Origin of the sequence: Maribacter sp. IgM3_T14_3 (assembly GCF_049603095.1) — a bacterium.
Lineage (GTDB): Bacteria > Bacteroidota > Bacteroidia > Flavobacteriales > Flavobacteriaceae > Maribacter.
Genome location: NZ_CP187138.1, coordinates 4300420 through 4316620, shown reverse-complemented (window position 1 = coordinate 4316620; position 16201 = coordinate 4300420). Strand labels below are relative to the sequence as shown.

Sequence of the window (16201 nt, the reverse complement as noted above, 5' to 3'; positions counted from 1 at the left end):
TAAAAAAGCATTGTATATATTAGCCCTAGGTAATCCTAGGGCTTTTTTTTATGAACTGGTATGCTTCCCTACTTTTCGTACTTTTTTCATTTATGGCATTTGCCCAAGAGACATCCTATGAAAAACAAATCGATGACCTATTTGTCAAAGCCTACGAACACCTTTATGTAAACAAGGATTCCGCCTATCAATATTTCAAGAAGATAGAAGATTTAGCCGTTGAAAACGAGGACTGGGCAATCGTTTTTGAAACCCTGATTACTTCCAATAGACATGCAGGCTCTTTTTATGACCTTAACAAAATAAGCGACAATCTAAATCGTTTAGATTCCTTGTTCAATGAACACAAAGAATATCTGGATTCCCTACCGGAAAAACAGCTCTTTATTAACTCCGTTCTTTACGATAAGGGCAATTACTATTTTCAGCTTAACGATTACAGGTCTTCCCGACAAATTTTTGGGCAAATTATTGATTCCTTGGAACCATTGCCCGATTCGGATATGGATGAAGATCTTATCGATCTATTGTCGGTTTCTTATAGCTTTATCGCCAAGATGTACACCGAAGAAGGAAAATATGACCTTGCCGAACAATTTTATGATAAAAATATAAGGTATATCCTTCAAACAAAACCAAATGACCTAGCTTCATTGAACGCGAACTATAGCCTGATGGCCGAGCTCTACGGCAAAAAAGGGCGAATTGAAATTTCAAATGGCTATTTTAAAAGGGCCCTTGGGTTCTACCTAAAAGACCCATCGGGTACTAACGGCATTATTGCAACGGCCCATAACCTATCAGAAAACTACCTTAAACTTTCTAAAACGGATAGTGCACAATTCTATCTAAAATTGGCCGAGGGCCATTTGTTCGATACCCATCATTTTTCTTCCTATCACCATAGGGTAAAGGCAAAATTGGAACAGAAATCGGATCATTTCGATGCCGCCCTCAAGGAATTGAATTTGGCGCTTACATTGGAAAAGGATAAATGGAATAATTCCATAAATGAAAGTGTAGCTCTAATTTATAATGAAATTGCAGTGTTGCAGGCAGCATTCGGACAACATGCGAGTGCGGTATCCAATTATAATTTGGGATTGGGTCAAATTGAGGATTTTGGCCAAGAGGGAACCACAGCCTTAAAACTCTTAAGAAATAAATCCGTTTCCCTGAACAGCATTGGCCATATTGATAATTACAAGACAACCTTGGAAATTGTAAATCTCGGCATAAAAACCTTGGATACCCTTAAGCCTACTTTTAGAAGTAAGGCCGATCAATTGTTCCTTATTGAAGATGCCTTTCCCCTATTTGAATCCGGCCTGGAAGCTGCCTACCAACTTTATGCCGCCTCCAATGACGATTCCTATTTGGATCTAGCTTTCCGGTATGCCGAGAAAAGTAAATCGGTCTTATTGCTAGAGGCCCTGTTGGAATCCAAGGCCACTGAATTTGCGGATATTCCCAAAGATGTTTTGGAGCGAGAGAGTGAGTTAAAATCTGAAATCACCTATTTGGAGAAACAAATCAAAAATTCCGAAGGCGACCTGATCGATCAAAAGGATGCTCTTTTTAGCTTTAAGGAAGAATACCGCCAACTCGTAAGGAAATTGGAAACAGACTATAAAAACTACTACAATTTAAAATACAGTATCGCTACCGTTTCGCTGGAAGAGACGCAGGCAGCCCTGTCCAAAAACGAACTTATAATTTCTTATTTCTATGGCAATACCGCTATTTATGCCATTGCTTTGAATGGAAGTGAAAAGAAAATGTTTCGGGTCCCTATCGATGCGGACTTGGAGGCCAACATTAAGAAAGTCTACCAAATGCTTTCCGATCCCAAATCCGATGTAACGGAATTGGGCAGTACTACAAATGAAATATATGAACTTCTCCTAAAACCGATCTTAAATTCCGGCGTTCAAAAGAAACTAATTATCATTCCCGATGGCCTATTAAATTACCTTCCCTTTACAGCTTTGAATACGAATAAAGAAGGCATTACATACTTGGCCGAAAGCCATGCCGTTAGTTATGTTAATTCTGCAACATTGCTTTCGGAGCTGCAGCAAAGGCAACCTAGAGAACATACCCTGTTGGCCTTTGCACCCAGCTTTGACGGCACTGTTACCATAACCAATACCGACCGTGGAAAATTACTGCCATTGCCCAACAACAAAAGGGAAGTGGAACAACTATTGACTTCCTTCAATGGCCGTTCATTTGTGGATAAAGATGCATCGCTCAAAAACTTCAAATCACAAATTTCCGCTTTCGGGATGGTGCATTTGGCCACACATGCCGTTTTTGATGATATGGCCCCAGAATATTCCTATTTAGCCTTTTCACAAAATACGAATACTAACGAGAACCTACTCTATGTAGCAGATCTCTATAACTTGAAAATAAATGCCGACCTAGTCACCTTAAGCGCTTGTGAAAGCGGGATAGGAGATCTAAAACGCGGCGAAGGCTTTATGAGCTTGGCAAGAGGTTTCTTTTATAGCGGCGCTTCAAGTATTGCCAGCACTTTATGGAAAATAAACGATGCCAGCACCACGACCCTAATGGGCGATTTTTACAAAAACCTTGCCGACGGAAATACAAAAGACTTGGCATTGCAAAATGCACAGATCATTTTTTTGAATACAAATCGTCAGAACGGTCTATCCCATCCTTACTATTGGTCCGCATTTATGGTTTCTGGAAATATGAATCCGGTCACTGATCCATACCCCTGGGCTTGGATATGTATTGGTGGCTTGGTTATACCTACAATAGGGTTAATGCTTTATCGAAAATTCCGAAGGGTTTAATCGAGTTCCTTCAAAAGTTCGATGGCCTTTTCCTTGTTATAACTATAATTCGCGATAAGCTTTTGTAACGCAGACTTTGCATTTTCCTCCTCCTTGGCTTTGAGATAACTTAATGCCAAATACCATTGTGCTTCGGCTTCAAATTCAGCACCTGAACCTACTATCTTTTTCAATAGCGTTACAGCGCTACTGGTATCGCCCAACTTTAAATAGGATTGGGCTTTATAAAAATCAAAATACGGTTTTTGGTCTATGACGGCTATTTTGTCAAAATTGTCCAATGCCTTTTGAAAATTACCCGACTCGTACGCTGCAAAAGCTTCCCTTTCGAGCGTTTCATTCGTGTCGCCCCGGGTTAAGTTATATACGGTATTCGGGTACGCTTCGAAATTGTTATTGTAAAGATCTTGATAATCCGTTCCGGTCAACGAATTATATCCAAACCAACCTAGTCCCATAAGCAGTGCGATTGACGCCGCGATAGACCAATTCTTGAATCCGCCTTTGGGCATTCGGGTTTCCACTTCCTTTGCAAAGCCCTTTTCAAAACCGACCAACTTAGCCTTCAATTGCTGGTGTTCATGCTCCTTGATCACCCTTTTCAGATCGTTTTCGAAATCGAACTGTGCCTTGAATTCGGCATCCGAAAGCAACAGCTCATTGAACAGGCCTTCCTGCTCTTTAGTGAGCTGGTTTGCAAAATATTGTTGCAGTAGTTGTTCCTTGTCCATGATCAGTCGGTATTTGCCCTTATCCGTTCCTTAAGTGTTTTCATACAGCGAGATTTGGTCGCCTTTACCACATTTTCGCTGTTGTAACCTTCATGTTCCATAATTTCCTCGATGGTGAAGCCCCTATAATAAAACAAGGTCAACAATTCTTGACACTGTTTGCCAAGGGTACCGAAATGCTTTTGCAATAATTCTTGTTCTGTACTAAGCCCAGGCTCCGAAATCTCGATGGTATCGACCAATTGAGCGTCATCCCTAACGATGGAAAGATCGTAATTGGAAGACACCGTTTTTTTATTTTTCTTCATCCTGTCAAATATCAAATATTTACCAATACTGAAAAGGTAAGTGGAAATACTACTGGTAAAATTTTCGATCTTACCGTTCATGACATTATCGTAAAAAATGATATAGGCATCTTGGTACACGTCTATGTTTTCTTCCTCCGATAAGCTGTAACGTCGAGCAAAGTTCAAAAACTTGGCGCGGTTCTCCTCATATACCCGTTTTAAAACGGCATCGGAACCCTGCCTTAAATCTTCCAGTGTTATTGCTACTTGTTTTTCTACCACCTTGATGTTCAGGATTAAAAGAGGTTAACATCCAACATTGCTAATTTAACATTTTTTTGAGTATCAGGCTCCATGTCAATAGTCCAATCCCCTGAAAACAAAGAGTTGTGCTAATTGGACTACAAATTTAACCCTCTATAAAACCCTCTATAAAGTTAATGGGCCTTTTATTCCGTGCCGAGATATGTAGTATTTCAAAATATTAGCGACTTCTTGTTAACCTTTTTCATCACCCTCCATAAAAAGTCAAATAATAAATCTAAAATTATGAATACGGTTAAACTTGTATACTTGACTTTTACGATGTTGTTGCTCGCTTCTTGCGACAAGGACACTTTTAATGAAGTACCCAACAAAATTCCTGAGGGCGAAGCCATCCCCAAAGGCGGAGAAATACCCGAAGAACCCCTCGCACTCACCTTTACGGTACAAACAACGGAAGATCAAATGGGCCCGTTCGCAAAAAATGCCATGGTCGAATTCAACGGTAAAGTATGGTCCGTAGGAGGGATCAATGCCTATTCCACCCCGAATTTATCAAGTGATGTCTGGAGCAGTGAAAACGGCATCAATTGGATTTCGGTAACGAGCAACTTGTTCGATGAGCGCAAAGGGCACACCCTTACGGTTTTCGACAACAAAATGTGGCTGATCGGTGGCGTGAACAATTCCGGGCGTTTTTTAAACGATGTTTGGTATTCCACCGATGGGACAGATTGGACCTTAGCTACCGATACCCCTGAATATTTATCCACTGCCTATCATGCCACGGTGGTCTTCAACAATATGCTTTATGTCATCAAAGACGGTTCGGACGCACATGTCGAAGTCTGGTCTTCCGCTGACGGTGCTACTTGGAATCGAGAAACAGATCACGCCTTTTCAAACCGCGAAGAATTTAAAGCGGTCGTATTTGAGGATACCATTTATGTCATTGGAGGCAAGCATTTGGGCACCTCCTTTAATGATATATGGAAAAGTACCGACGGTATTGAATGGACCCTTATTACCCCAGCCGACGCCATCTTTAGTCCGAGATATGCCAATACGGCAACGGTACACCATGGTAAGTTGTGGGTCGTGGGCGGTATCACCGGTCCGCTATCCGAGACCCATATCGATTTGTGGTATACAGATAACATGTTAGATTGGACCGCCTATGACGGCACACTACCGGCCACCGAAGGCTTGATCCATCATGCGGCGCTGTCCTATGCCGATGAACTATGGCTCTTCGGTGGACTACAGCCAGATGCCAGTGGTACCGCACCAATGACCGGGGAAATACGAAGTATTCGTGAAGAATAGCGTTGGCAGTTGTTAACCTAAACGGCCAAATTCCATAAAAGATGAACTTAAAAACGAGTATTATGAAAACAATAACCTTAAAGAACAAAGTATTTTCAAAAAACAACCGGCAGCGCCTTCTTGGCCTAATGGCGGTAATAACCCTAATGGGTTGCAATAAAGACGATGGGGTTGAGAACCAAGCTATACCAGAAATAACGGTCTACGGAAAATGGGAGGTTACCAGTGGACAATTCGCAATTGACAACTCGAAATTTGTCTATATAAACGAAGACAATACCATTGATATTCTAGCTGAGGATGATTTAGGTTTCAAAAGGTATGTCACCACCAACATTTCAGTTAGCGAAAACCAGATTACGGTTAGTGGTGGAGAGGTGGGTTCTTCTATAAACAATTATAGTATTGAAGATGACAGATTAACCATAATACCGCCAAATGGAACCACGCCTATACGATTGGAAAGAAAAGCAAACGACAACGAAGCCAGCAATTGGATCAAAAGTATTGCTATAATCAATGAGGGTGAGGTAACTTGGCGCAGGGATATCGATATTGCTTTTGATGGAACTTATATTTTAGGATATGAAGAAGCTGATCGAAATATCCTTAAAATAAACCCGGTTGATTTTTCCGTGGCAGAAACGATACCCACAATAAACTCGGCCTATGCCGTAGAAATTGAAAAATCGGATACTCCACAAAGACAACTGTTTCAAAGTGATAACGGTAATAATAAATTCAAATCATATATCTACTCCTCTAATAACCTATACTATACATCCATTGAATTAGGAGCATGGATAGGAGGTATAGCTTCGGTACAACCGGGTTATCTTTGGGCCGCAAGTTCGAACAATCGCTCACTATACTATTATAAGTCGAATGGCGCTTTGACCCCTGGAGAAGTTCTTGAAACAATACCCTTGGACTTTCAACCTGAGGGTCTCGACTATCAAGATGGTTTTCTATACGTAACCGAGCGAAATAGAATTCACAAATGTCAAACTTCCCCCGATTTCAAGGCTATTGAAACTTATGAAATTTCTGATAACAATGTTTACGGTATTGCATATGACGGTGTTCATTTCTGGTTAAGCGCACAAGCTTGGGGAGAAGATGGCTATAAACTCACAAAAGTGGAGTTTCCCCAGTAGGCCAATATTTTAAAATCTCTAGTAAGACCCAATCCATAAGATTAAGATTGGGTCTTTTTGTTTTAGGAACGAAGCTTAAAAAATACTCACCACCACTATTTAGAAAATTTTTCCATCCAAATGTTAACCTTCAAATCGCATATCCATTAAGATGATAAATACTAAAAATTAAAATCATGAAAAGCATCCCATCCCTCTTGATCATTTGCATTTTTGGATCATTTACCGCGTGTTCAGGACAAGTAAAAAAAGAAAACACTGTAACGCTTAACAGCCAACAAAAAGAAAAAACAGACACTACGAAACAAATGAACCTACTCGACGAGCAGGCCAAGATCTTGGGCTCTGTTTTTGGGAATCTCGAATCGGGGGGCGAAAACCCTTTTGAAGGCGCGACCAACTATTTGGAGTTGATCGAAAAAATGGAGGGGCCAGAAGGGGATAAACAATATTTACGGGAACAGTACCAATTGTACGACCTCAGCCTAGATCCCAAGAAAAAAGAGGAATTTAAGCTGATGTTCAACAAAAAGTTGAAGGAAGCCATGGAGAAAGCCCAACTTGAAAATTGATTCAAAACCATGAAAACAAGCATTCTAATACTACTCCTCCTACTCGCCCATACCGCCATTATTGGGCAAAACAGCGTTAAAAAGAAAGGCTTTTTTAGCATCAATATGGCAGGACAAAAGATTACCGATAATAGTACACCCGATGCTATGCCGTATTTTGAAAGTGATCCAACCAACATCGATTATCAATTGAAAATTGGCCGGATATTTTATAGAGAACGAATGGTTGCAGGTATGGCACTAAACCTAAGAGAAGTAAACCTTTTCGACATTGAGGCCGGCAGGGACGAGATTGAAGACAATGATTACATCACTAGAACCGAATTTTCATTGGGTTTATTTACCAGATATTACATTTATGACCAACTATTTGTTGAAGGTTATCTAGGTCTGTTTGGGCTTGCTCGCCAGAACTTCTTACCAACATCGGCTCCCGGGTCAATAACAAAATATGGCCTTACACTTGGCTATTCTATACAATTATGGCACTTTGTGGCTATCGAGCCCAGTATCGGTATCATAAGTCAGCGAATCAAACTAAGGGGGAATAGCGCTCCAACAGATGATATAGGTCAATTTTCTATAGGTCTAGGACTTTCTTTTAAACTTCCATAAAAGAGCTGAGAAGCCCTTTTTAAAAAAACCGACGTATAAGCCAAGGTTTTTTATGCCTTGATGTTAACCTTTCTCATAGGTACCTATAAAGGGTTCTGTCGCATTAATTCCTTTTACTTGTAATTTTTTACTTTTGAATTAAAAAGTCTACCCAATGTATAAACACCACCGCTACCCTTCTGTTATAATCAAACAAGCCGTCTATTTCAGACTAAGGTTCACTCTGAGCTATCGTGATGTTGAAGAGCTTTTAGCAATTCGAGGGGTCAAAGTTGATCATTCTACCATTCAACGATGGGTCTTTAAGTTTTCCAAAAAGATTGAGTACAATATGAATAAGCGCAAAAAGCAAGTAAATAGCAGTTGGAGGTTAGATGAAACTTATATTAAAGTCTCCGGTAAAGACAGGTTCTTATATAGAGCTGTCGACAAACATGGAAATACCATAGATTTCCTTCTAACCAAAAGAAGAATGAAAGGTTCTGCCCAGAAGTTCTTGAATAAGGCAATTGTAAATAATGGTAGACCTAGAATCATAAACATTGATAAAAGTGGTGCTAATACTGCTGGAATAAAGACCTGGAACAAAAGAAGCTTCTCCAGAAAAAAGATAAAGATTAGACGAGTCAAATACTTGAATAATATTGTAGAGCAAGACCATCGGAGCATTAAAAGAAGAATAGCAATTTCAACAGGGTTTAAAGAATTCGAGTCAGCACAAAGAACAATAGCAGGAATGGAAATAATAAATATGATCAGAAAAGATCAAATCTTGAAACCTAAATCTTCTACTTTTAAAACTTTTTGTGATCTAGCTTGTTGAAATCAGATTCTATTTAAAAAACACGGCCCTTAATAATTAATGCGACAGAACCCCAACAATCGCAATAGCGGAATGTTTTCTTTATTTATCGTATTCTTTTGTTTGATGAAAGAAATTCTAAAACGACCTCTTTTAAACGAAGGTCGTATCTCGCGTTTGCCTATCTGTATCGTACTACTCACTTGTGTAGTCAGTCCTAGAGAATTGTAAACGCTATACCCTGTAATATAACCTACAAGTTTTCCATTTTCCTCCAACAAGTCTTTTACAATTTGGTGTTGGTCTGGCAACAAAGTACCAAATACCGTTTCTTGCGGCTTGAAGTATTTACCTTTGGATAGTTTGTTTATCTTACCGGAAGCAGCCATTCTATTTAAATGCTTAATAATGGCTTCCCTTCTAGTCACCTCGTTCATAAAATCCATATAGGTAAACACATATCCTTTGGGCAACTTATTAATCTTATCTTCAATGTATTCAGAGGTTTTCATTGGAAACTATTTACACAAAGGTATTTAAAATGTCCAGTTTATTTATTAAAAAACTGGACATATTTTAATAAGTGATGATAACTTTTGTTGTGTTGTTTGATTGGTTATTGTTCCTTGCGGGAAGCAAAGTCTCCCGCAAGGAACAATAACCATAGTGCTGTCCTAATTAATCTCAATCATTCTTAATTCAATTATTTACCTTCTGATACGAAGTCTCAACGGCAAAAAGTCAAGTTTTTTGCGCAAAAAACTTGACATTCTACAACTGAAATAAAAAAGAGCTTTTATCCCATACAAGCCCATGTGCCTGCGGAAGTTAAAAAACCTACGGTTTTCCAACATCCTCGGCACCGCGCATAATCGCATGGAGCGTGAAAAAACGCTCCATGCCCTTATTTTGCCCACGCTCAATAGGTGTATTAATTAAGCAATCTTTAAAGCTGGGAGATTGTCAATGGCCTCGTCTTGCAGCTTGTTGATGAAGCTATGGCAATTGCAACGGCATCAACAAAAGGATATTGGATTTTAATACCTTGCTATATTATCATTTTACACTATGCGGTTTCTGGACATAAATTAGGACTAAAAAATAGTATTCAATAATTTAATGTCATTGAAAATAATATACAAGAAACACGTATTTTCAATTCATCCTACCAGCTTTAAAGTAATAAATGAATTACCAAATGCATGGTCTAGCACAGATTATCAAAAGCTTTTAGAAATTATGGATTACGGAGATACTTCCGGATTAAACCCTAATGAATTAAAAGAAATGTGTTTATTATCTATTTCAGACAATGAACCTTAAGAAGCGGCAAAACTGATCTTGGAATATATTTTTCAAGATCGCTTAAATTCTGGTCAGATTGACAATATTTCTAATGAAATGGAAGATGAAAAAATTTGGGAAGAATACGCTAATATTTGCATGCACGAAGAATTTTTTAATGCAACACAAATTCTATATGATGCGTATATTGGTAAATTTCCACATCCTGAAGCTGTAGTAATGCATATTGAATTTACCGCTCAAAATTCAAAAAGTATAGCTGTTTTCGAAAGTGATATTAAAGCCAATTTAATACGATTAATAACATCAGGAATGCCAGAAAACACGCTTATCAAAAGGCTTTTTGATTATCAATTAAATGGTGAAGATTTTCCAGATGCGAAAGACAATATTTGGCAATATAAAAAAACAGCCACTGAAGGAGACAAACTAGTTTTCGAAATAATATCATCTTCGTATTGGTTCCACGATTTTAAATATGTTGAAGCATAGTACGCTGAATTAAGAGTTCTTGAAGCCTAACTAAATTTCAATCATATTGAATCTTTAGCTAAACCTATTTTTAAATAGGTTTATTTAGGTCTGGAAGCATGTTTAAAACTTCGGGAAACCTGCACCCAGTCATCCTTAAAACATAAAATCCAATCATTTGCATGATTGGATTTCTTTTGGTCGGAGGGAGTAGAAAGTCCTCGAACCATTTTATGCCATTATAAATCAATGCGTTGACAACTAAAAACTAGTATAAAGTACCATTCCAATTCATTTATCATTCAAAAACGTCGCCTAAAAATCACTTTAAAAACAACTATATTTTTAATTATTCTTGTGTTACCTTGAGGATCTTATGTGTAAGCCTATCAGTTACATATAAATCATGCTTAGTATCTACCACAATTCCTTGGGGAAACCAAAAGACGGTGCTAGATCCATCACCGGCTAATGTAGTGACCTCGCCTTCTGGGCTAATTTTACGAATGCGCTTATTATCGGAATCCACAACATATAGTGTACCTTGTTCATCTACGGCTATTCCAGTAGGATAATTAAATTGTGCTTCCGTTCCTTGTCCATCTGCAAAACCTTGTGTACTTCCAGCAAGGGTCGTCACATCGCCATTGGGTGTTATTTTACGAATCAAATTATTTTGACTATCCGTTACATACAAATTATCATTCCTGTCCACCGCAATCCCTAAAGGAAATGTAAAACTTGCATTAGTCCCGTTACCATCTTTAAGACCTGCTTGGCTACTACCAGCAAAAAAACTTACTTCACCTGAACTGGCTATTTTTCGGATACGATGGTAGTTTTGCTCAACCACAAATACATTTTCCTTACTATCAACAACCAAACTTTGCATGAATCCAAAAGAAGCGTTTAGGCGCATGCCATTTGCAGATCCATTAAGCCCACTTCCAGCAAAATTTGTTACGGTCCCATCTGGCGTTACTTTTCGTATACGATGATTTCCATGATCTGCCACAAACAGATCCCCAGAGGCTCCAATATGTATATCATAGACCCCTGAAAAAAGTGCTTCGTTTTTTATGCCGTCTTTAAACCCTAATACTCTTGGAGTTCCAGCTAATGTGGTCACCGTGCGATCTGGACTTATTTTTCGGATAATGTAGTTATCAGTATCAGCAACATATAAATTGTCATCGCCATCGATGGTAATACCACTTGGAGATCTAAATTGTGCCGCTGTACCAAGGCCATCGTCAAACCCTATAATACCACTTCCAGCATAGTTAGAAACTTCAATTTCAGAAACAATATAATTGAAAACTGGACCAATATATTCATAGTTATTAATAACCACATTTACGGTTCCTGAAAATGCTTTAGTAGGGACTATAACTTTTATTTGATCATCTAGTATACTAACTATTTGAGCTTCTTTATTATTAATTAAAACAGTAATGGGGTTCATGCCCGCAATAGTCCTAAATGAACTCCCATTTATAGTAACTTCTGTTCCTTTAATACCACTTTCTGGCTCAATACTATAAATAGCTGCTAGTAGTTCAAATTCTTCACCTATTAGCTCCGTACCATCGACAATTAGTGATATTTTTCCTGAGATAGATTCAGTGGGAATATCTACTTTTATCGCGGTATCACTTATTGATTTTATTTCTAGCTCAAGTTCTTCATCTAAAAACACCTGTACTTTTGCAGCATCGGTGCCAAATGCACTCCCAGTAATTGTTACCTCCGTACCAACCGGTCCGCTTAGAGGAGAAAAACCTACTAAAGTAGGAGTTAAATAAGTAAACTCCGGGCCAGTAACAGAAGTCCCATTTATTATTACTTTAACTGGCCCGCTACTACCATTTTCTGGGACTATTGTTTTAATTTGAGTATTGGTTACAGATTGTACACTCGCTTCAGTAGTGTTAAAAAAAACCTTGACCTTGCTAACATCAGTTCCGAAGTTAGTGCCGCTAATGGTCGCTACAGTCAATTTTTTTCCGCTGTCGGGACTAATACTACTCATTGTTGGAATAGGGATTGGAACGGGTTGAGTGGGGTCATCATCTTTGCTACAAGCAAAGAATAAAAAAGTTACCATTAGTGGGATTAAAACTAGTTTAGAAATTGTTTTCATCAGATATTTATTTAGGAATTAATACCCGCAAATTGCAACTATTAAATACCGTAAACATCAGGTAAACTATGTGGTTTTGTAATTCAGGGAAAACCCTAGATTTTTTAGCGTGGTAAATTGTCACATGAAATCATTAGAACGTTATGCATATTAAATTAGGATAACAATCCTTTTTCAATAGCAACTCGTATCAAGCCAGCCGTATTACGTACTCCCAATTTTTGTATGAGATTATTTCGATGGCTTTCTACCGTTTTTGAACTAATAAAAAGCAGGTCTGCAATTTCTTGATTGATATGTTCCTTGGCAATAAGAATAAGAACTTCCTTTTCTCTTCGTGTTAGTTTAGGAATAAAGGATATCTGAGAAGGACTTCCAATACTATCATTTAACAAAATATCTTGAATATTTCTAGGCAAGTAATTAGCCCCTTTATGAACCGTAGTAATTGCAGTTATCAACTCTTGTTTCCCTGTATTTTTTAATAAATACCCTTTTGCACCATTTCTAAGCATATTTTTAATAAATCCTATTTCGCAATAATTAGATAGGCCTATAATTGCCAGATCAGGGTATTTTTTTGTGAGTTCTTTACATAAATCTATACCGTTACTATCTGGTAAATTAATATCCAACAACAGCACATTTGGTACGTTATTTTCGAGCTCTCCTAATAGTTGTTTTCCTAAATTATAGGTAGCACTAATGGTAATAATATCAGAATCTTCGAGCATAGTTTCTATGCCCCTAAGCACCATACTATGATCGTCTAAAATAGCCACTTTTATCATTTTTTATCCAATTTATCAAGATCTATTTCAATACTAAAAGTAGTGCCTTTTTTACTCGAATTAATATCTAAAGTAGCTTTTAAAAAATTGACCCGAGATTTTATATTTTGTAAACCTATGCCCTTACCTGAACTATTAGGATCAAATCCTTGTCCGTTATCTTCAACTGTAATCATGAGTTTATCCTCATGATTATTTAGCTGCACCAAAGCTTCCGAGGCATTCGCATGTTTAATGATATTATTCAGCAACTCTTGTGTGATCCGATAAATAGCTATTTCATTTTCTTTTTTTAATACAAGTCTATTCCCAAAATATTGGAAACTAATATGTACTGAATTTGAAGCATTCTGTTTGGAGCAAAATTGTTGAATTGCCTCTACCAAATCAAAATTATGAAGTGATGGAGGTGCTAAGTTATGGGATATTCTGCGCACTTGTTCTACAGCATTATCGAGCATTCCTAGAGCATCATCGTAAAAAATCTTTTCCTTTTTTGAAAATTTATTGGGTTCGATAGAGCTAATTTTATATTTTATTACAGCTAGATCCCCATTGATTCCGTCATGTAAATCTTGCGCTAATCTATTGCGTTCTTTTTCCTCTCCATCAATTAAGGCTTCTAACTTTAACACCTCTTGTTGGGTTTGTAATGCCCGTATTTCATTGTTTTTTAATTTTTGACGTTGCATATAGAATAGCCAAATACCAATACTGCCCAGTAAAAAAAAGATGCCAGTTCCTAAGGCGATGTTGTATTGATTTTTCTTTTTCAAAATAGCATTCTCTTGCTCTTGTATTTGCAATTTTTGTAAAGCAATTTTGTTATCTTTTTTTTGGGTTTCGTATTGAATCTGTAATGCGTTTATGTCTTTTAAGTTAGCTTCATTAAAAATACTGTCCTTATAGGCAATAGTTTGATCGTAATGGAATAATGCTTTTTTGAAGTTATTTGTTTTTTTATATAACTCAAGTAAGTTGGCATGTATTTCTCGATTTAAGGTTTTTGAATTTTTAGAATAGCGCAAGGCATCGATTAAAAGATTCTCGCTTTTTTCAAGGTCTTCTGTATGGAGATAAGAATACCCTAGATTAGAGAGTGTTCCACCAAGCTCATTTTTGTACTCATTTTTTAATTGAATTTCGTAGGCCATATTCAAATATGAAATGGCTTTATTGTAGTCACCTTTTTTGTTAAGAGTCGCTCCCAAACTCTGATAATTCATTGCAACACCCCAATTATTATTCGTTTTTACGTCTATTTCAAGTGACTTATTGAAAAAGCCTAAGGCTTCAGTATGCATTCCTTGTTCATCAAAAAGGTTTCCCAAATTACCATATGAATTTGATAAATTATTCCAATCCTTATTACTTTCTTGAATAGCAATTGCTTTTTTATAACTAATTTCAGCTTCGGAATACTTTTTTAAGTTTCGGTAAACAATTCCAATACTATTCAGTGTATTTGCAATATTTATGTTTTGCTTATCAGACTCATAGAAAGTAAGCGCGTTATAATATTCTTTTAAACTTTGTTGATAATCACCTTGCAAACTATGTATGACTCCTTTTTGATACGCAGCATCAGCGAGACCTCCAGGGAACTTTTGGGTTTCTGCATATTTAATATAAAGTTCTAAATGATTTAATGCTTCTTTATAATCTCCAGAGACTCTATTAAAGGCTGCATATTTGTAATGTACTTTCGCAATAGCATCTTCATCTTTTAAATGGTTATAAATAACAAAAGAAGAGTCCAAATGTTTTTTGGCAGAAATTAGATCGCTGTAGGCAGTTAACCATGCGACTCTGGCATGTGCAGCAGCTATATTAGCTATAGTATCCGATGTCTTAATTACCCTATAAAGACTATCCAATTCCCTATTTTGAGCTAATCCATAAGTTAGCTCAAAAAATAAAAATAATAGAAGAACTGCTCGAGAATGCAGCATTTGTTTGAAATTTAAATGTGAGAATTCGATTTTCGCCAGACGAATTAATTACAATCAGGCCCATAGTCCCCATCATATACTCTAAAATAGCGATTACCATTTAGATATGTTTTATCCGCTTCATCTATAGTTACAATATACTCATAAATCTCCCCATTGTAAAAACTTAATTGCAAAACCGATTGACTTTGTTTCTTTAGCATAACCCAGGTACCTGCCCCTTGCCTATTGTTACCTCCATAACCAGAACTCCCACCGGTATCCATAGAAACGCTGCTTAAAGAAGAATGTTTAAAATAACCCTCACCACAAAGATCTATGGTGGTACGATTGTTATAACCACCACCAGATGTACCGTAAGATTCTAAATAAGTCAATCTGCAGTTTTTGAATAATTGAGTTAATTCGGTAGATTTCTCTTTTGATTCTATAGTATTACCTTGTATTTTAGGATTATAAAACACTACTGACTTTGATACCGAAAGTCCTGCTCTCTTTAAATTATCTGTAAATTGGCTAGATTTGGCTGTGCTAATAATGGTTAGTCCGTACCCGTAAGGGTTTATCATACCCACTATTAATGCTTTTGCAGGTTTTGTATCTATAGTTCCTGTGTATAATCCTGCAATGGCATTATCCATAATTTTTTCTACGCCATTTTCAAGTGTTAGAAGTGTATTCTCACTTATTTGAAATCCATTTTTAGCTTCTTGCTCCATTTCTAAAATGCTATGCACGTTATGTGTTATAATTATTATAACACCTTTATTTTCTGGAGAATTAATAGCAAAACCAGATGTTACTTCGGTTCCACTCCAACCTTCGGGCACATGAAAAGAAATTCCTAAGTTAGGATAGTCTATTTTACCTGTAAGTTGAGCATTAAGCGTACTTAAAAACAGCAAGCAAAAAAATAGAGGGGATGTTTTTATAACATTAGTTTGTGATTTCATAATG

At 37.2% G+C, this 16201-nt stretch carries 15 protein-coding genes; 8 read left to right on the top strand and 7 right to left on the bottom strand.

Annotated features, from left to right (window positions below):
* Positions 1–50: 50 nt before the first annotated feature.
* A complete protein-coding gene (locus ACPF9A_RS18930) occupies positions 51–2825 on the top strand; it encodes a CHAT domain-containing protein (protein WP_423999421.1) in 2775 nt (924 codons plus the stop codon).
* Here ACPF9A_RS18930 and ACPF9A_RS18925 read toward each other — a convergent pair.
* Positions 2822–3556 (bottom strand): tetratricopeptide repeat protein, encoded by a 735-nt coding sequence (locus tag ACPF9A_RS18925; RefSeq protein WP_423999419.1) that lies wholly within the window; start codon positions 3554–3556, stop codon positions 2822–2824. The genes ACPF9A_RS18930 and ACPF9A_RS18925 overlap by 4 nt on opposite strands.
* Before the next feature lie 2 nt (positions 3557–3558).
* A complete protein-coding gene (locus tag ACPF9A_RS18920; RefSeq protein WP_423999417.1) occupies positions 3559–4128 on the bottom strand; it encodes an RNA polymerase sigma factor in 570 nt (189 codons plus the stop codon).
* 267 nt (positions 4129–4395) lie between these two features.
* Here ACPF9A_RS18920 and ACPF9A_RS18915 point away from each other — a divergent pair, with 267 nt between their 5' ends.
* The 5 genes from ACPF9A_RS18915 (at position 4396) to ACPF9A_RS18895 (ending at position 8603) form a co-directional block, all read left to right on the top strand.
* Positions 4396–5436 carry a kelch repeat-containing protein gene (locus tag ACPF9A_RS18915; protein ID WP_423999415.1) on the top strand — a complete coding sequence of 347 codons (1041 nt, stop codon included), beginning with the start codon at positions 4396–4398 and terminating at the stop codon, positions 5434–5436.
* 62 nt (positions 5437–5498) lie between these two features.
* Positions 5499–6593, top strand: a complete 1095-nt coding sequence (locus tag ACPF9A_RS18910) for a YncE family protein (RefSeq protein ID WP_423999413.1) — start codon at positions 5499–5501, stop codon at positions 6591–6593.
* A 176-nt stretch (positions 6594–6769) separates the two neighbouring features.
* Positions 6770–7165, top strand: coding sequence for a hypothetical protein (locus ACPF9A_RS18905; RefSeq protein ID WP_423999411.1), 396 nt, complete (start codon positions 6770–6772; stop codon positions 7163–7165).
* A gap of 9 nt (positions 7166–7174) precedes the next feature.
* The gene (locus ACPF9A_RS18900) at positions 7175–7780 is read left to right on the top strand and encodes a hypothetical protein (RefSeq protein WP_423999409.1); all 606 of its coding nucleotides are present in this window, start codon (positions 7175–7177) and stop codon (positions 7778–7780) included.
* A 154-nt stretch (positions 7781–7934) separates the two neighbouring features.
* Entirely contained in the window at positions 7935–8603 is a 669-nt protein-coding gene (locus ACPF9A_RS18895; protein WP_423999407.1) for an IS6 family transposase, read from the top strand.
* Between the two features lie 29 nt (positions 8604–8632).
* On the opposite strand, the gene ACPF9A_RS18890 is transcribed toward ACPF9A_RS18895, so the two are convergent.
* Entirely contained in the window at positions 8633–9094 is a 462-nt protein-coding gene (locus tag ACPF9A_RS18890; RefSeq protein WP_423999405.1) for a DUF6088 family protein, read from the bottom strand.
* 613 nt (positions 9095–9707) lie between these two features.
* Here ACPF9A_RS18890 and ACPF9A_RS18885 point away from each other — a divergent pair.
* Together ACPF9A_RS18885 and ACPF9A_RS18880 are read left to right on the top strand one after the other, a co-directional pair.
* Entirely contained in the window at positions 9708–9905 is a 198-nt protein-coding gene (locus ACPF9A_RS18885) for a hypothetical protein (protein ID WP_423999403.1), read from the top strand.
* Between the two features lie 18 nt (positions 9906–9923).
* Entirely contained in the window at positions 9924–10379 is a 456-nt protein-coding gene (locus ACPF9A_RS18880) for a hypothetical protein (protein WP_423999401.1), read from the top strand.
* 328 nt (positions 10380–10707) lie between these two features.
* Here ACPF9A_RS18880 and ACPF9A_RS18875 read toward each other — a convergent pair whose 3' ends face one another.
* The 4 genes from ACPF9A_RS18875 to ACPF9A_RS18860 form a co-directional block, all read right to left on the bottom strand.
* A complete protein-coding gene (locus tag ACPF9A_RS18875; RefSeq protein ID WP_423999399.1) occupies positions 10708–12390 on the bottom strand; it encodes an IPT/TIG domain-containing protein in 1683 nt (560 codons plus the stop codon).
* 266 nt (positions 12391–12656) lie between these two features.
* Positions 12657–13283: a response regulator gene (locus ACPF9A_RS18870; RefSeq protein ID WP_423999397.1), complete on the bottom strand. Its 627-nt coding sequence runs from the start codon at positions 13281–13283 to the stop codon at positions 12657–12659.
* Positions 13284–13288: 5 nt separating this feature from the next.
* Positions 13289–15244 carry a tetratricopeptide repeat protein gene (locus ACPF9A_RS18865; RefSeq protein ID WP_423999395.1) on the bottom strand — a complete coding sequence of 652 codons (1956 nt, stop codon included), beginning with the start codon at positions 15242–15244 and terminating at the stop codon, positions 13289–13291.
* A gap of 44 nt (positions 15245–15288) precedes the next feature.
* On the bottom strand, positions 15289–16197 hold the full coding sequence (locus tag ACPF9A_RS18860; RefSeq protein ID WP_423999393.1) for a hypothetical protein: 909 nt from the start codon (positions 16195–16197) through the stop codon (positions 15289–15291).
* Positions 16198–16201: the final 4 nt, after the last annotated feature.